Source organism: Nocardia sp. CA-084685, from assembly GCF_050955785.1.
Classification (GTDB): Bacteria; Actinomycetota; Actinomycetes; order Mycobacteriales; family Mycobacteriaceae; genus Nocardia.
Genome location: NZ_CP192094.1, coordinates 9,484,219 through 9,500,270, shown reverse-complemented (window position 1 = coordinate 9,500,270; position 16,052 = coordinate 9,484,219). Strand labels below are relative to the sequence as shown.

Here is a 16,052-nt window from a genome sequence, read left to right as displayed (position 1 = left end):
CTCAGCGGTCGAGACTCGCGACTTCCTCGCCTGCGCTTCGGCTACTCGGCCGCGAGACGGGCCGCCAACTCCTCGCTCGTAGGACTCGCTCCTTTGGAGTTGCGTGGGTGCCGAGGTCGCGACCTGAGTGTTCGTGTCCGAGGAGGTGTTGGATGTCGACGACTCGGGGCCTCCGACGCACCGGATGCGTCTGGCCTCATATATCTGCGCGCTGCGTGGGTTGCGCTGGAATATCGGTTGTGCGCGCTCGGTAAGCTGCTGCTTCGTGGTTTCGCCCAAGTCCGAGGATGCAGCGTTGGATCGACGTACCCGATTGCTGGCCGCGGCCGCGGTCACGCTGGGACGGTTGTCCGACGTGTTGACCCCGCTCGGTGAGTTGTTCGCCGCGCGGGGGTATGAGCTTTACCTGGTCGGGGGCAGTGTGCGCGATGCGGTGCTCGGGCGGTTGGGGACGGATCTGGATTTCACCACCGATGCCAGGCCCGAACAGGTGCAGGAGTTGTTGCGCGGGTGGGCTGATCATCTATGGGATACCGGCGGGTTCGCATTCGGCACGGTGAGTGCGTCGAAGGGCGATCAGCAGCTGGAGATCACCACCTTCCGCAGCGATACCTATGACCGGGTGTCGCGCAATCCCGAGGTGACCTTTGGTGATTCGCTCGAGGGCGATCTGGTGCGGCGCGATTTCACGGTCAATGCGATGGCGGTGAAGATCGGTGCCGATGGGTCGCTGGAATTCGTCGATCCGCTCGGCGGAATGGATGCGCTGCTCGCCGGAATGCTGGATACGCCTGCTGCGCCGCAGGATTCATTCCACGACGATCCGCTGCGGATGCTGCGGGCGGCGCGGTTCGTCGCGCAGCTCGGATTCGAATTGGAGCCGCGGGTGCGGGCAGCGATAGTCGAGATGGCGGGCGAGATCGAGCGGATCACCGCGGAACGGGTGCGCACCGAGCTGGATAAGCTCATCGCCTCCGAGCATCCGATCGACGGCATCAATGTCATGTGCGAGACCGGGCTTGCCCAGCTGGTGCTGCCCGAAGTGCCCGCGATGAAGCTGGAGATCGATGAACACCACCAGCACAAGGATGTCTACTGGCATTCGCTGACCGTGTTGCAGCAGGCCATCGATCTGGAGGAAGGCGATCCGGATCTGGTGTTGCGCTGGGCCGCGCTGCTGCACGATATCGGCAAGCCCGATACCAAGCGCAATGAACCGGGCGGCGGGGTCAGCTTCCATCACCACGAGGTGGTCGGCGCGAAAATGGTGCGCAAAAGGATGCGTGCGCTCAAATATCCCAAGCAGTTCACCGAGGACGTGGCGCGACTGGTGTTCCTACACTTGCGTTTTCATGGCTACGGCAAGGGACAGTGGACCGATTCGGCGGTGCGCCGGTACGTCACCGATGCCGCCGAGCTGCTACCTCGGCTGCACAAACTGGTCCGCGCCGACTGCACCACCCGCAATAAGCGACGCGCCGCGGCTCTGCGCGCCACCTATGACGAGCTGGAGACGCGGATCGCCAGACTGCAGGAGCAGGAGGATCTGGATCGGGTGCGTCCGGACCTCGACGGCACCGCGATCATGGAACTTCTCGGCATTCCCGCTGGTCCCGAGGTCGGCAAAGCCTGGCGGTACCTCAAGGAATTGCGCCTCGACCGCGGCCCGCTCAGCAGGGATGAGGCCGAGGCCGCGCTGCTGGAATGGTGGAAAGCCCAGGTCTGAACCTGGATTCGCCGCCTCGATCAGAAGATGATCAGCGTGGTGCCCGCCACGATGGCCGAGCGGATCTGAGCCAGATCGAACGATCCGGTGATTCCCGGCAGCTCCACACGGAATCGGACCAGATCGCCCTCGCGGGTGGCGTGCACGATGCGCGCGTCATTCGGTAGCCGATCCAGCAGGGCGGCCGGTGCGGTCACCAGCTTGCGCGGGATCCTGATGCCCAACCAGTTCGCCTGGTGGATATCGACGGTCAGCAGGTTGTCACGCACCTGCGCGTCCACCAGCGCGCTGATCGGACGCCTTCGATGTTTCGCCTGGATCAATCCGCTCGGGTCGACGTCGAGTTTCCAATCGGGCTGCTGGGTGTCGAGCCAGCCCACCAGCGCCGCGGTGGTGACAGTCCCGTTCAGATCCAGCTGCTGCACCCGCGCCTTGGTCGGCACGCCGGGCACCAGCCGAACGCCGTGCGCGATCACGGTGACCTGTTCGATCGGGTGATCGTCCCAGCGCAGCCGGGACAGCACGGTTTTGGTCTGAAAATGCGCACCGCGCCTGCGCACCTTGAGCACCTGCAGGGTCGCGTCCAGATCGTGGCCGAGCAGGGTGGCGCTGACCTCCTGGCCGCCGAAACGGCTCAGAATGCCCTCACTGAGCACGGTCATCAGCACGTCCGGCATGAGTGCGGTCACCGTGCCCGCGCCGAAATCGGCCAACGGATCCACCCAGGCGGTGGTGTAGGCGATCCACTGTTCGAGTAGTGATTGATCGAAGAGGCGTTTACCCATGTCGACGGCCCGCATCGGTGACCATGACGTCGGATCGAAGTACGCGGCCATGATTGGTCCGAGCGTACTTGGCCTCGGCGCGCTCGACCACGGACGCGGCTGTGACGAAGTGAGCAATTGTGCGTATCCACGGAATGACGCGCCTCGGGCTGGCGGCGATTTCATCTGTATACACGGATCACGCCGACATCACCCCCGGGGCTGTCGCCGAACTCGACCTGGCTCCCGGCCGCTCGGTGTACTTCGCGGTCGAGGCGGCGGAAGTCCAGGTCTATCCCTGCTGATCGCTGTGCTAGTCGGCCGCCAAGGCGCGCAGGCCGTCGGCGCAGGACGGGTAGCGCGGTGTCCAACCGAGTTCCGCCTTCGCCTTGGCGTTGGATGCTCGCATGTTTGCCTGCGTCATGCGGTAGGCATATGACATCGGCCGCATCATCCAGGCAGGTACCGTGAATGGCTTTGGCGTGCCGAAGGTTTCGGCGACCAATTGGACGTGTCCGCTGAAGCTGAGCGGGGCGTCGTCCACGATGTTGTATGCGGCACCGGGCTTTCCACCTTCGACGGCCAGCGCCACGGCCGCGCCCGCATCGGCCAGGTTGACCCATGGCAGCACCCGCCCATGATCTTTCACCACCGGCAGCTGGCGTTTGCGCAGCATCTCGACAATGGCCTCCGTGCCGCCCGCGCCGTAGAAAAGGCCGTAGCGCAATGAGATGCCTTCGATCCCATCGACATTCAGCATCAGCTCTTCCTTGACCCGCATTCCTTCGAGGTGGGGTTCCAACGCCTTGTCACCGGTGGGCGCGAAGGTGTCGTTCTCGGTGACCACGTGGTCGCCGAAATCGCCGTAGCCGTATCCGAAGACCATGGATTCGGCGATAACCCGCCGAGCGCCGACGGCGCGTGCGGCCTCCAGCAGGTTGGCGGTGCCGGTGATCCGCAGCGCATTGGTCGCGTACATATCCTTGTGCCGCATGGGCGCCTTACGCAGCGCGGTCGCCGCGTGCACCACGGTGTCGATAGTGCGGCCCTCGACCGCGCGCAGCAACTGGTCGCGATTCATCAGATCGGCCTGGATATCGGCCCCAGCGCCGCGGGACAGCGAAATCACGGTGTAGCCGGACTGCCGCAGCGCGGTGGTGATGTGGCCGCCGAGTACTCCGCTCGCCCCGGCCAGCAAGACGTTCTTGGTGTCGTTCATGTCCATCAGACAGCTGAGCTCCTTCCGACGTGACACACTCGAATGTGAGCTACCTCACTCCGGAGAGCATGCCAGGAGACGACCACGAACGTGGTCACTTCCCGTACCCTCCCCCGCCAGGCGTCTCGATGACCAGCACGTCTCCGGGTTCGAGCTGCGCCGAATCGGCACCGCGCAGGTCATGCACCGTGCCATCGGCACGCTCGATCCGGTTTCGGCCGAGGCCACCTGGCGCGCCTCCGGCCATACCGTACGGCGGCACCCGGCGGTGACTCGACAGCGTCGAGACCGTCACCGCTTCGGTGAACCGCAGTCGACGCACCGCCCCGTCACCGCCGCGCCATCGCCCGGAGCCCCCGCTACCGGTCCGCACCGAGAACTCCTCGAGCAGCACCGGCAGTCGCCACTCCAGCACTTCTGGATCGGTGAGCCGGGAGTTGGTCATATGGGTCTGGACCACCGGCGCGCCGTCGAAGCCGTCGCCCGCACCGGAGCCGGATCCGATCGTCTCGTAGTACTGGTTGCGATCGTTGCCGAAGGTGATGTTGTTCATCGTGCCCGAACCCTCGGCCTGCACCCCGAGTGCCGCGTACAGCGCGCCGGTAATCGCCTGGGAGGTCTCGACATTGCCCGCGACGACCGCGGCGGGCGGTTCGGGTGCGAGCATCGAACCGGGCGGCACGATGATCCGCAGCGGGCGCAGGCAGCCGTCGTTGAGCGGAATATCGTCGGCGACCAGCGTGCGGAAGACATACAGGACGGCGGCATTCGCAACGGCGTAGGGCGCGTTGAAGTTACCTTCGAGCTGTGCCGAGGTACCAGTGAAATCAATGGTGGCGCTACGGTTTTCCCGATCCACCGTGACCCGAACATGAATGGTCGCACCCAGATCGGTCTCATAGGCGTATTCGCCGTCGTCGAGCGCATCGATGACGCGCCGCACCGATTCCTCCGCGTTGTCCTGCACATGCCGCATATACGCCTCGACGACATCGAGTCCGAAGTGCTCGATCATCTTCCGGACTTCTTCGACACCCTTGGCATTGGCGGCGATCTGGGCCCGCAGATCGGCGAGGTTAGTGGCCGGATTACGGGAGGGATACGGCGCTTCGGTGAGTAGCCGCAGCGTCTCGTCCTCCCGGAACCGCCCGTCCTCAACCAGCAGCCAGTTATCGAAGATGATGCCCTCCTCCTCGATGCGACGGCTGTTGGCGGGCATCGAGCCGGGCGCGATACCGCCGATCTCGGCGTGATGACCGCGTGCGGCGACGTAGAAGAGGATCTCGGTGCCCGCGGTATCGAATACCGGCGTGATCACCGTGATATCGGGCAGATGGGTGCCGCCGTGATAGGGATCATTGACCGCATAGGTGTCGCCGGGACACATGCCCCCGGCCTGCCTGCGCCGGATGACCTCCTTGACACTGGTGCCCATCGATCCGAGATGCACCGGAATATGCGGTGCATTGGCGACGAGATTGCCGTCGGGATCGAAGAGTGCGCACGAGAAGTCCAGGCGCTCTTTGATATTGACCGACTGTGCGGTCGACTCCAGCCGTGCCCCCATCTGCTCGGCGATGGACATGAACAGATTGTTGAAGACCTCCAGCAGCACCGGATCCGCTTCGGTTCCCGCCTCCGGTCCCGCCACGGCTGCGACCCGTTCCATGATCAGATGGCCGAGGTCGTTCACCACGGCCTGCCAACCATCGTCGACGACCGTGGTGGAGTTGGCCTCGGTGATGATCGCGGGTCCGCGCACCGCCTTCTCCGGCACCAATTCCGCACGCCGATAAAGGAATACCTCGCGCCGAGCGCCACCGGTATGCAGCCACACCGACTCCGGCTCGCCAGTGACCGCGCGCGGCCCGGCGAGGTCGGCGAGATCGGGCGGTTCGGTGAGTCCGGTCGCCTCGACCGAAAGCGCCTCGATCACGATCGGGCGGTCCAGCACGAAGGAGTAGGTGCCGCGATGACGTTCGACGAAATCCGTTGCCATCTGTGGCGGTTCGGTGAGTTCGACGGTGAGCGTGGTGTCGGTGCCGTCGTAGCGCAATTGGGCACGGCGCACGATGCGCACCCGATGCGCGGGTACGTCCTCACCCAGTAGTTCGGCGCGCGCGATGGCCTCCAGGTCATCGGCGATCTCGATGACACGCTCCATCGACTCCTCGCGCAGCGGCAACTCCACCGACCGCTCGCGCATAGCCGTGGTATCCGCGAGACCGATGCCGAGGGCGGAGAGCACACCGGCCATGGGCGGCACCACAACCGTGCGAATGCCGAGGGAATCGGCCACCTTACAGGCGAGTTGGCCACCCGCACCGCCGAAAGTGGTCAGCGCGTACCGGGTCACATCGTGGCCCTTCTGCACCGAGATCCGCTTGATGGCGGCGGCGATATTGGCCACCGCGATGTCGAGATAGCCCTCGGCGACCTGCTCCGGTGTGCGATCGTCACCGGTGCTCTGCGCGATTTCGGCGGCCAGTTCCGCGAATCGGTTGCGTACCAGCACGTCATCGAGCGGTTCGTTGCCGTCGGGGCCGAAAACTCGTGGAAAATGCGCGGATTGGATTCGGCCGAGCATCACATTGGCGTCGGTGACGGTCAGCGGTCCGCCGCCGCGATAGCAGGCCGGTCCCGGTGCCGCCCCGGCGGAATCGGGTCCGACGCGGTAGCGGCTGCCGTCGAAGTGCAGGATCGAACCGCCACCCGCCGCGACGGTATGGATATCGAGCATCGGCGCGCGCAACCGGACACCGGCGATCTGTGTGATGAACACCCGCTCGTACTCACCCGCGAAATGCGATACGTCCGTGGATGTACCACCCATATCGAAGCCGATGACGCGGTCGAATCCGGCGAGTTCGGACATCCGAACCATGCCGACGATGCCGCCCGCCGGACCGGACAGGATGGCATCCTTACCGCGGAACTGCCCGGCCTCGGTGAGTCCGCCATTGGACTGCATGAACATCAGCCGCACACCGGTGAGCTGGTCGGCGACCTGCTGGACATACCGACGCAGTACCGGTGAGAGATAGGCGTCCACCACCGCCGTGTCACCGCGCGGCACCAGCTTCATCAGCGGGCTCACCTCGCTGGACAGCGAGACCTGCGGAAAGCCGATATCGCGGGCGACCCGGCCGATCGCCTGTTCGTGCTCGGGATACAGATGCGAATGCATGCAGACGATGGCGACCGCGCGAATACCACTGTCGTACAGCGGCTTCAATTCGGCGACGAGCGCGTCCAGATTCGGCGGGTTCAGTACGGTGCCGTCCGCCGTGACGCGCTCGTCCACCTCGAGCACATGCTCATACAACAACTCCGGCAGCACGATCTCGCGCGCGAAGATCCGCGGACGGTTCTGATAGGCGATACGCAGTGCATCGCGGAAGCCGCGCGTGATGACCAGCACGGTGCGTTCGCCTTTGCGCTCGAGCAGCGCGTTGGTCGCGACCGTTGTGCCCATCCGGACGGCATCGATCCCGGCGGAGCCCTTCGCGTCGGCAAGGATTTCGCGAATGCCCGCCACCGCGGAATCGGCATAGCGCGCCGGATTCTCCGAGAGCAGCTTGTGCGTGACGAGCTTGCCGTCGGGTCGGCGGGCCACGACATCGGTGAAGGTGCCGCCTCGATCGATCCAGAATTGCCAGCCCGGTGTCTCGCTCGTCACCGGAGCCACCCGTGCGGAATGCGTATGCGCTGGTCGATCACATCCGCACCATACCGAATTGCGGTCGGCCCGATTCGAGCGCGATCAGTGCGGCGGATCGAGTTTCGCGTGCATGAGATACACGTTGTAGCTATCCCAAGCCGAGATGGTGAAGTACAGATCCTCGCTCGTCGACCACGGATGGATGAAGCCGCCGTAGGCCTTCGGATAGTCGTCGGTGGAGACCAACTGGACACCATCGGTCCAGCTGCCCTGTGGGCTCGCCGCGGTGCGCAGCACGATCGCACCGCGCGCCGAATCCAGATAGACCATCTGCCATTGCCGGGTGACCTTGTCGAAGCGCACCGATAGTTCGCTGGCCATACCGAGAACCAAAGGCGTTGCCTGGTTTTCGGCCGCGGGGGCCCAGGTTCCACCAACCCAGTACTGGTAAGCTGTCTTGTTCAGCACCTCGGTCTTCGGCACCCTCGCCAGGCCGATGACGCCGACCCGGCCGTTGGGCGTGCCGAACATGTAGACGTAATCGCCCTGCGGCACCATCGCCGTCACCTGGAACCGGCCGAGCCCGAAGAAGTTGTCCCACCTGGCGTGCTGATCCTTGACCCAGGTGCGGCCGTTGTCGTTGGAGTAGGCGAGGCCGCCGTAATTGGTCGACCACATGCCGGGGATTCGACTCCAGTGGTTGACCGACATATAACTCATGAACTGGCGCTGTCCGATCGCGAACCCGGAGGTCGGGATGGTGGTCGTCTCCCAGTTCTTGATCTTGCGGCTGGACAGCAGCTCGGTGGCGTGACACCGGCTGTCCTGCACCATGGTGTCGATGTCGAGGCCATCGGAGAGGTCACGGTCGGTGCTGTAGCCGAGCACATTGCTGCGCCAGTCCGGACCGCCGACACCGCCACTTTCCCAGCCCTCGCCGAAGGTGTCGCCGAAGGCCACGGCGACCTCGCCCGGTTTGTTCTCCCACATGATGCCGAGATCGGTGCCATCGACCTGCCAGCGCATATCGGTGCGGTTCGCCGAACCGTGCCCGGTCACCTGACCGACCAACTCCACCGACTCCACCAGCGGCGGGGCGATGGCGGCGGTCAGCGGTCCGGGCTCGGCCGGGTGCACGATCGGCGGCGGCGCGGGTTGCGGCTCGATTCCATCGGGGCCGGGCACCGGGATCGGAACGGGTTCGATCTCCGGGCGGAACTCTATGCGCGGCAGGCGGAGCGCGCCGGAACCCGAACTCGATCCTGAGCCTGAGCCTGAGCCGGAACTCGAGCCGGTGTCGGGCGCGACTTCCGGTTCCGTCTCCGTGGCGGGATCGGACGGTTTCGGTTCTGTGGCGGGGTCCGGCGGTTTCGACGTGTCTCGAATATCCGGGCACGGGTTGCGACACGGGTCCGGTGGTAGTGGCTCCGGATCGATCCGAGTGTTGTCCGGCGGCGGATCGGGGACGGGGACCGGCGTGATCTCGGGAATCGGCACCGGTATATCGATCTGTGGCGGCAACTCGGGCAGTGGCGGAGGCGGCGGTGCGTTGGGGTCCGGTGCCCGGTTCAACGGGTCGAATCCGATCTCGCCACAACTGTTCACCGGCGGCGGCGCCCACGGATGCTGCGCGGCCTGCGCGACGGGAGCCGGTACGGTCAGCGCTCCGGCGAGTATTACACCGAGGATTACGGGCGCACAGGGATATTTGGCCGCCGACGCGAACGCATGCGTACCGCTCGGCCGAAATCCCATTCCTTGTTGACTTCCTGTCGATTCGGGTCGATGGGAGATCAACTTACCCGACCGAGTCGCGGGGAGGGTGGAACCGGATGGGGCGCAGTCGCGTCCAATCAGATATGAGCGAGATCGAGTACGTATTCGGGACCGGTGACGGCACGGTCCACGTCTGGGCCAGTCAGGCGGACCTGGATCTATCTGGGTCGGGCCTGGTCGATGCGGTGGCGCTCGACTTCGATGGCGACGGCCTGGTCGATGACATGCTGTGGGATTCACACAGCACCGGAATCGCCGATGTGGCTGGGCTGGATCTGGACGACGACGGTGTACCCGACCATTTCTTCACCGACCCTTCCAGCAACGGCACCTGGAATCACCAGATCACCGGCAGCCCGGCCGATGCGAACAGCGAACAGCTGGCCTGGATCGAGCGCACCGAGCCGGATCACCTCGCCGCCGACGAATTCGGCGCGGCCTTGCCGAATCATGATGAGCCGATGCAGGATTCGCGCTGGTCGGATCCGCATGCCCCGATCGAACAGGTCGCCGCGCTACGGGATCACCGCACCTGGTCGGTCGATGCATCCGGCTACCCGACAACGCCGTTCAGCCAGTGACCGGCGAGCGCCGATTGTTCAACGCGATGGCCCCGATCCCAGCGCAATAGATTCCGGCGCCGAGGAGCACCACTGCGATCGAGCGCCCGTCGGCCGGGATCACCAATGCGGTGAGCGCGATCGCAAGCACGAACGCGATATTGAATACGGTGTCCTGCAAGGCGAAAACCTGACCGCGTCTGGTGTCGTCGATATCCATCTGCATGGTCGCGTCGCCGGTCAGTTTGATGATCTGGCCCGCGAGCCCGAACAGGAAGGCAGCGACCAGCAGCAATTGATGTGCCCGATGCGCCGCGCTTCCGGAGGAAGCGAGCGCGGTCGGGGTAACCAGTGCCAACTGCACCACCGTCGCGGTCAACAACCCGAGCACCACTGTGCGCGACCGGCCGAGCCGCGGAATCAATACCGGTGCGACCACCGCCGCCACCAACATCCCCGCCGCGGTGCAGCCGATCGCGAGTCCGAACCGGGTCAGCCCGGTATTCGCGCCGCCGCCGTCGACGGGCGCCTGCCGCAGCACCAGCACCATGATCAGCGTATTGGTGCCGAATACGATCCGGTGTGTGCCGATGCCGACCATCGCGGTGGTGACCTGAACCGCTCCCCAGACCGCGGCCGCACCGTGACGCAGACCCGTCGCGATCGCTCGCACAGCACTGCCGCGCGTCGCGGTCCCCGGCTCCGGACCGAGTACCCCTGCCCCGAATCCGGCCGCGAATACCGCACCGCAGACCGACCACACGGCACTGATCGCCACCGCGACCGCCGACGCGAAATCACCCGCGCCGATCAACCCGATGATCGCGACCGCCGCGGCCGCACCGACACCGGCACATCCGGACGCCACCGTGGCCAGCACCGAATTCGCGGGCACCAGCCAGTGCTGATCGAGCACCCTCGGCAGCGCCGCGGACACGCCTGAAAGCACGAACCTGCTGACCCCCACCACAGCGAGGGCGAGCAACAACAACGGCGTCGCGGTACTGCCCGCCATCAGTCCGACAGTCACCGCACCGATCAGCACCGCCCGCAGCACATTGGCGACCAATAGCACCGCCCGCCGATCCCAGCGGTCCAGCAGCGCACCGGCATACGGCCCGATCAGCGAATACGGCAGCAGCAACACCGCGAACGCGCCCGCGATGGCCAGCGGATCGGTCTCCCGCTCCGGGTTGAACAGTATGGCACCGGACAGCGCCGCCTGGAACATGCCATCGCCGAACTGGCCGGTAAAGCGGATCAGCGCCAACCGCAATACGCCGGGACTCTGACGCAGCGCCGCCTGCAGCGAAATCGGCCGCTCATCCGCAGGAGTGGAGCCGTCGGGCCGACCAGTAGACACGCCCAGAGGCTACTGTGTTTGATTTGCCGCGCCTGCGGCGCGGCGTGTGCTGTGTTTTTGGCCGCGCGGGCGCGGCGTGTTCGCGGCCCCCTGTGTCTCGCGTCCGAGCCGTCGAGACTGGCGACTTCGTCGCATGCGCTTCGACGGCTCGGACGCGAGACGGGCCGCGAACGGGTCGCTCGTAAGACTCGCTCCGTTGGGGTTGGGGATGGCGGGGGCGTTCGGCACCTGATGCACGCGTCCCGGAAGGTCAAGTGCGGCGCCTGCGGGCGGATGCGCTACCACAGCTCCGCCGCGAGACGGGCCGCGAACGGTCGCTCGTAAGACAGAGAGTATGTGTGGGAGCCCCGCGGTAGTCGTCCTGACTCTTCGTAAGACTGACCTCGGTGCCTTGGGCGAAATCTGTCCGCCGCGGGGCTCTCGTGCACGCACCGGACGCGAGGCCTGTGACTTCATAGGAGCCTGTTGCAGTAGACCCGTCTCTGTCTTGTCCATCTCGTCCGGCTGGTGCGTGCCGCCCTGCCCACACTCCAGGCAAGACAGGACGGCCTCGTTCCACCATGACACACCACCCTCGCTCCGCGGTGGTCGATGATGGCGGGGGGTTCGGCATTTGATGCACGCGTGCCGGAAGGTCGAGATTCCCGCCTGCGGCGCATGCGCTTCGATGACTCGGACGCGGGACGGTCCGCGAGCGCCGCTCGTAAGCATCTCGCTCCGGGAGGTTGGGGGTGGCGGGGTGTTCGGCGCTTGCTGGATGGTCGAGTTCGGCGAGAGTGTCGCATCTGCTTGGACGGCTCGGACGTGAGACGGTCGCGAATGGGTCGCTTTTAGGACTTGCTCGGGTGGTGGTTGGTGAGGGTGGGCCGGGATGATCACACGCAGTCGACCAGCGTGGAGATTGTTTCGCGCATATCCGGTGCCATCGGTAGATCGGCGAGTGTGGCGGCATCGATCCAGGCGTAGGCGTCGTGTTCGCCAGGGGCCAGGGCGACCTCGCCTGGTTCCACCTCGACGATGAAGCTGTACTTGCGCACTCGGGGCTTGGTCCTGGTGGCGTAGTCGAAATCGCCGAGGAACTCGGTGATCGCGCGCACCCGCAGCCCGGTCTCCTCGAAGAGTTCGCGCACCACGCATTCGGCCAGGGTTTCCCCGGATTCGACTCCGCCACCGGGCAGTTCGTACATGCCGCCGTGGTAGTCGTCCGGTACGCGGCGCACTACCAGGAGTTTGCGATCGCGGAATACCGCGACACCGACGACGAAGTCGCTGATTCCGTCGCGCTGCGCCGCATCGCGGAGTTGCCGCTCGATGCGTGCGAGTACCTCGGTTCGCATCCGTTCGTCACCTCCGATTCCGTTGTGGCACATGATGTTACGAATCCGACATGGGCGCCTACAGACCCCGTCGTCGGTGGCGGGCCGTGCCGACCACCGACTCGACTAACCGGTCGGTTCTGCTCGGCTGCCATTCACCCGCAGCCGCGCCTGACTCCCTTGCACGTCACTCGTGAAGATCAGCTCGCGTAAAATGCCGAGTGCACGACAATTTACTAGGAATTCGGAGTACCGCGTCGTAAGTGCTCCTACCCTGAAAGGTGATCGGTGCACGGTCCCGAGAGGAGGACCATGATGTCCACACTCACGACACCACACATCGATGTCCATCGCGGCGGCGATCGCATGAAAACGCGCGTGTCCTGGTTGGATTCGAAGCACTCGTTCTCCTTCGGGGAGCACTACGATCCCGACAACACCCATCACGGGCTGCTGCTCGTCAATAACGAAGACATTGTTTCCCCTGGTCAGGGCTTCGAAACCCATCCGCACCGGGATATGGAGATCGTGACCTGGGTGCTCAGCGGCTCGCTGGTGCACCAGGATTCGCTCGGGCACAGCGGCGTCATCTATCCCGGTCTGGCACAGCGGATGAGCGCGGGCACCGGAATCCTGCATTCGGAGAAGAACGACTCCTGGCGCCTGGATCGCGGCACCGAACACGACCAGCCGGTCCATTTCGTGCAGATGTGGGTCGTGCCCGACGAGCCGGGCTCGGAGCCCGGATATCAGCAGCTGGAGATCGACGATGAATTGGCGCGTGGCGGCCTGGTGACCGTGGCCGCCGGCCTGCCGCGCTATCACGATCGGACCGCGATCGCCATCGGCAGCAGCCATTCGGCGATGCATGTGGCGCGGCTTGCGGGTAGCTCGGAAACCGAGCAGGCGATCGACCTGCCCGACGCACCGTACCTGCATTTCTTCGTCGCCAGGGGCGAGGTCGAGATGGAGGGCGTCGGTCCGCTGTACTCGGGTGACGCCGTGCGCCTGACCAGATCGGGCGGCCAGCGGGTGACCGCCCACGGTCCCGCCGAGATCCTGGTCTGGGAGATGCACGCGCGGCTGGGCGGGCAATAGCGCGCCGGCATCAGTTCCCAGGGAGTCTCAGAAGACGACTGCAGCGCACCGGCTGAGAGGAAGTCCCATGGCGCAATATCCGCCGCCCGGCCAATATCCGCCGCCCGGTCAGTATCCGCCGCCACCGGGCCAGGGGCAGCCTCCATCAGGTCAGTATCCGCCGCCACCTGGTCAGGGGCAGCCGAACTATTGGCAGGAATCCCCCAAGCGCAAGGGCATGGCAATCACCGCACTGGTGCTGGGCATCCTGGGATTTCTGAGCTGCTGGACGCTGATCGGCGGCTATCTGTTCGGCTTCCTCGCGCTGATCTTCGGCATCATCGCGCTGGTCAAGATTCGTTCCGGGACTGCTGGTGGCACCGGCATGGCGGTCACCGGCTTGATCCTGGGTGTGCTCGCCCTGGTCGCCGCGATTGTGCTCAGCATTGTCGGCTGGAGTTTCTTCGTCGACTCCGGCGGCAAAGACTATCTGGACTGTCTGCAGAAGGCGGGCAACGATCAGACCAAACAAAACGAGTGCCGGGACAAGTGGGAGAACAGTATCGAGCAGAGCTTCAGCGTGACGCTCACTCCGCGCCCGACCCCTTGACAACGCCCTTGATGCCCTCGACTATCGACCGTCCGCCGCTGTTCGCACAGGTCCGGGTGGCGGCGATGACATCGCCGAGGTCAGGGCGGTAGTCGCCCTCGGGCGGTGCTATCCAGATCCGATAGCCGCTGAACTCATCGGTCGGCGACGGCAGCACGATCCGGCTGCCGGGCAGCGCCACCGAGGCGCAGACCCGGAACAGTTCCGGGAACAGCGCCATATCCAGGTACGAGTTATCGGTCGGACCGGTCAGGAAGGACCATCGGCTGGAGCGCGGATGCGCGATGATGGGGCCGGTCCGCCCGTTGGTGGTCAGCAGGTGGGCACGCACCCGCTTGCCGAGTTCGGCGGGCATGACGACCGCGCCGACCGCGCCTACTTCCAACAGAATTCGCCCGAGTGCCGGATCGACGACCCCGTAGAGACCGTTGTCCTTGCGATAGCGGCGACAGCGCGCCAATGCGTCCTGGGCCGCCGCGAAATCCTGGGCTGCCAGGTAGCTACCCGATTCCATTCGCGACGTACTCATGAGGAACCTCGCCTCGACTCTGAGTGGATCGGCGTAAAAACCAAAGTTGCCGCTCAAATCGACCCTAGACCCGCACAAGTTCCTTGACAATAGTCACACGCCGAGTAAATTTCCGGCGTACGATTTCCGGCCATGGCGCCCGTTTCCCCAACCGTTGCTCGCTGGGAGCTGGTACTGCGCCTGCGTGAATTGCGCGAACAGCGCGGCTTCGATTCGGCCACCTTCGCCAAGCGGGTCGGTTTCACTCCCGCCAACTGGTCGCACGTCGAGAAGGGGCGACGGGTGCTCACCACGAACACCATCGGCCCGGTGCTCGAATTGCTCGAGGTGGATGCCGAGGAACGCGCGGAGTTGCTGACGCTGCTCGAGGCGAGTAAGCAGCGGGGCTGGTGGGCCAAATCATCGGCACTGATCGGTCCGGAACTGCAGCGGCTGTATGGCATGGAGTATGGCGCGCAAAGCATCCGCAGCTACGACAGTTTGGTTTTCCCTGGCTTGCTGCAGTCCGAGGATTACGCGCGAGCGCTCATCAGCGCCGATGTGATGATTCGGCCGGTTCAGGTCGAGCAACTGGTTGCCATCCGAATGCGGCGCCAGGAGCGATTGCGCGGCAAGCGGCCGGTCGAGCTGACCGCGGTCATCGGCGAGGGCACCCTGCTGCAGCAGACCGGTGGGCCGGAGGTGCTGCGTGGGCAGTTGGAGTATCTGGCGAAGACCATCGAGCAGCTCGACAATATCGAGGTGCGGGTCATTCCGTTCGCGGCGCGGGCGGGCGCGGTGCTCGGCGGATCCAGTTTCCATCTGATCGACTTCGCCGGTGAACAGCTGCCGACCTTCGCGTGGGCCGAAAGTGCGGTCTTCGGCGGCGCGGTCGACGATCCGGAACAGGTGCGCGATTTGAGCTTCGCTTACGTTCGCGCGCTGGAACAATCGTTGAATCGTGCAGCATCATTGGCCCTGATCAGCAGGTATGCACGAGTGTAAAATCCTGCCCATGGCCACCACCGCTACCCTCCGGTCGGTTTTCACTGACTGGTTCACGTCGAGTCGATCGAACAACGGCAATCAATGCGTCGAGGTTCGGTTCGATGGTGACGCGGTGCTCATCCGTGACAGCAAATACCGCCGCAACCCGGCCAACCGCACCGCTGAAGAGCCCATCATCACCGTCACCGCGAGCCTTTGGACCTCGTTCATCAACCTTCTCCACAGCGGCCGATCGCATAACGAGCTGATCGCACAAACGTGCGCCGATGGCAGCGCGACCCTGCGCCACGGCGATATCACCCTCTCCTACACCCCCGAAGAGTGGGATGCGTTCATCGCCGGCGTGCGCGACGGCGAATTCGATCGCATCATCCTGCCCGCCTGACCGCCTACCCCGGCCGTAGCGACTGCTTACAGCGCACTCGAAACGACCAGCCGACGCGGCCGGGGTCAACCTCGGCGAC

General features: G+C 65.0%; 14 protein-coding genes. 7 read left to right on the top strand and 7 right to left on the bottom strand.

Going from position 1 to position 16,052, the window contains the following annotated elements; all coding sequences use genetic code 11:
* Positions 1 to 265: 265 nt before the first annotated feature.
* On the top strand, positions 266 to 1,726 hold the full coding sequence (locus ACQP2U_RS41975; RefSeq protein WP_433712708.1) for a CCA tRNA nucleotidyltransferase: 1,461 nt from the start codon (positions 266 to 268) through the stop codon (positions 1,724 to 1,726).
* A gap of 20 nt (positions 1,727 to 1,746) precedes the next feature.
* Here ACQP2U_RS41975 and ACQP2U_RS41970 read toward each other — a convergent pair whose 3' ends face one another.
* Positions 1,747 to 2,562, bottom strand: a complete 816-nt coding sequence (locus tag ACQP2U_RS41970; RefSeq protein WP_433712707.1) for a hypothetical protein — start codon at positions 2,560 to 2,562, stop codon at positions 1,747 to 1,749.
* A gap of 68 nt (positions 2,563 to 2,630) precedes the next feature.
* On the opposite strand from ACQP2U_RS41970, the gene ACQP2U_RS41965 reads away from it, so the two are divergent.
* Positions 2,631 to 2,795, top strand: a complete 165-nt coding sequence (locus ACQP2U_RS41965; RefSeq protein ID WP_433712706.1) for a TOBE domain-containing protein — start codon at positions 2,631 to 2,633, stop codon at positions 2,793 to 2,795.
* An 8-nt stretch (positions 2,796 to 2,803) separates the two neighbouring features.
* Here ACQP2U_RS41965 and ACQP2U_RS41960 read toward each other — a convergent pair whose 3' ends face one another.
* The 3 genes from ACQP2U_RS41960 to ACQP2U_RS41950 form a co-directional block, all read right to left on the bottom strand.
* Positions 2,804 to 3,715 carry an NAD-dependent epimerase/dehydratase family protein gene (locus tag ACQP2U_RS41960; protein WP_433712705.1) on the bottom strand — a complete coding sequence of 304 codons (912 nt, stop codon included), beginning with the start codon at positions 3,713 to 3,715 and terminating at the stop codon, positions 2,804 to 2,806.
* An 88-nt stretch (positions 3,716 to 3,803) separates the two neighbouring features.
* A complete protein-coding gene (locus tag ACQP2U_RS41955) occupies positions 3,804 to 7,388 on the bottom strand; it encodes a hydantoinase B/oxoprolinase family protein (protein ID WP_433712704.1) in 3,585 nt (1,194 codons plus the stop codon).
* 84 nt (positions 7,389 to 7,472) lie between these two features.
* The gene (locus ACQP2U_RS41950; protein ID WP_433712703.1) at positions 7,473 to 9,125 is read right to left on the bottom strand and encodes a DUF4185 domain-containing protein; all 1,653 of its coding nucleotides are present in this window, start codon (positions 9,123 to 9,125) and stop codon (positions 7,473 to 7,475) included.
* Positions 9,126 to 9,229: 104 nt separating this feature from the next.
* On the opposite strand from ACQP2U_RS41950, the gene ACQP2U_RS41945 reads away from it, so the two are divergent.
* Entirely contained in the window at positions 9,230 to 9,727 is a 498-nt protein-coding gene (locus ACQP2U_RS41945) for a hypothetical protein (protein ID WP_433712702.1), read from the top strand.
* On the opposite strand, the gene ACQP2U_RS41940 is transcribed toward ACQP2U_RS41945, so the two are convergent.
* Positions 9,717 to 11,069 (bottom strand): MFS transporter, encoded by a 1,353-nt coding sequence (locus ACQP2U_RS41940; RefSeq protein ID WP_433712701.1) that lies wholly within the window; start codon positions 11,067 to 11,069, stop codon positions 9,717 to 9,719. The two genes, ACQP2U_RS41945 and ACQP2U_RS41940, sit on opposite strands and share 11 nt — an antisense overlap.
* Before the next feature lie 875 nt (positions 11,070 to 11,944).
* Entirely contained in the window at positions 11,945 to 12,406 is a 462-nt protein-coding gene (locus ACQP2U_RS41935; RefSeq protein WP_397031087.1) for an NUDIX domain-containing protein, read from the bottom strand.
* A 294-nt stretch (positions 12,407 to 12,700) separates the two neighbouring features.
* On the opposite strand from ACQP2U_RS41935, the gene ACQP2U_RS41930 reads away from it, so the two are divergent.
* Positions 12,701 to 13,483 (top strand): pirin family protein, encoded by a 783-nt coding sequence (locus tag ACQP2U_RS41930; protein ID WP_433716782.1) that lies wholly within the window; start codon positions 12,701 to 12,703, stop codon positions 13,481 to 13,483.
* Positions 13,484 to 13,550: 67 nt separating this feature from the next.
* On the top strand, positions 13,551 to 14,072 hold the full coding sequence (locus ACQP2U_RS41925; protein ID WP_433712699.1) for a DUF4190 domain-containing protein: 522 nt from the start codon (positions 13,551 to 13,553) through the stop codon (positions 14,070 to 14,072).
* Here the strand turns inward: ACQP2U_RS41925 and ACQP2U_RS41920 are convergent.
* Entirely contained in the window at positions 14,050 to 14,601 is a 552-nt protein-coding gene (locus tag ACQP2U_RS41920; RefSeq protein WP_433712698.1) for a hypothetical protein, read from the bottom strand. The two genes, ACQP2U_RS41925 and ACQP2U_RS41920, sit on opposite strands and share 23 nt — an antisense overlap.
* Positions 14,602 to 14,733: 132 nt before the next feature.
* Here ACQP2U_RS41920 and ACQP2U_RS41915 point away from each other — a divergent pair, with 132 nt between their 5' ends.
* Together ACQP2U_RS41915 and ACQP2U_RS41910 are read left to right on the top strand one after the other, a co-directional pair.
* Complete coding sequence (locus tag ACQP2U_RS41915; RefSeq protein ID WP_397031082.1) at positions 14,734 to 15,585, top strand: Scr1 family TA system antitoxin-like transcriptional regulator; 852 nt, start codon at positions 14,734 to 14,736, stop codon at positions 15,583 to 15,585.
* The gene (locus tag ACQP2U_RS41910) at positions 15,572 to 15,973 is read left to right on the top strand and encodes a DUF397 domain-containing protein (RefSeq protein ID WP_397031080.1); all 402 of its coding nucleotides are present in this window, start codon (positions 15,572 to 15,574) and stop codon (positions 15,971 to 15,973) included. Before ACQP2U_RS41915 ends, ACQP2U_RS41910 begins: the two co-directional genes overlap by 14 nt.
* The last annotated feature ends 79 nt before the right edge of the window (positions 15,974 to 16,052 follow it).

What these genes read in the sequence shown, in the direction of transcription:
- ACQP2U_RS41970 (WP_433712707.1), bottom strand. Translation starts at nt 2,562, where the DNA reads ATGGCCGCGTACTTCGATCCGACGTCATGGTCACCGATGCGGGCCGTC.
- ACQP2U_RS41960 (WP_433712705.1), bottom strand. Translation starts at nt 3,715, where the DNA reads ATGGACATGAACGACACCAAGAACGTCTTGCTGGCCGGGGCGAGCGGA.
- ACQP2U_RS41950 (WP_433712703.1), bottom strand. Translation starts at nt 9,125, where the DNA reads ATGGGATTTCGGCCGAGCGGTACGCATGCGTTCGCGTCGGCGGCCAAA.
- ACQP2U_RS41945 (WP_433712702.1), top strand. Translation starts at nt 9,230, where the DNA reads ATGAGCGAGATCGAGTACGTATTCGGGACCGGTGACGGCACGGTCCAC.
- ACQP2U_RS41935 (WP_397031087.1), bottom strand. Translation starts at nt 12,406, where the DNA reads ATGCGAACCGAGGTACTCGCACGCATCGAGCGGCAACTCCGCGATGCG.
- ACQP2U_RS41930 (WP_433716782.1), top strand. Translation starts at nt 12,701, where the DNA reads ATGTCCACACTCACGACACCACACATCGATGTCCATCGCGGCGGCGAT.
- ACQP2U_RS41925 (WP_433712699.1), top strand. Translation starts at nt 13,551, where the DNA reads ATGGCGCAATATCCGCCGCCCGGCCAATATCCGCCGCCCGGTCAGTAT.
- ACQP2U_RS41920 (WP_433712698.1), bottom strand. Translation starts at nt 14,601, where the DNA reads ATGAGTACGTCGCGAATGGAATCGGGTAGCTACCTGGCAGCCCAGGAT.
- ACQP2U_RS41915 (WP_397031082.1), top strand. Translation starts at nt 14,734, where the DNA reads ATGGCGCCCGTTTCCCCAACCGTTGCTCGCTGGGAGCTGGTACTGCGC.
- ACQP2U_RS41910 (WP_397031080.1), top strand. Translation starts at nt 15,572, where the DNA reads ATGCACGAGTGTAAAATCCTGCCCATGGCCACCACCGCTACCCTCCGG.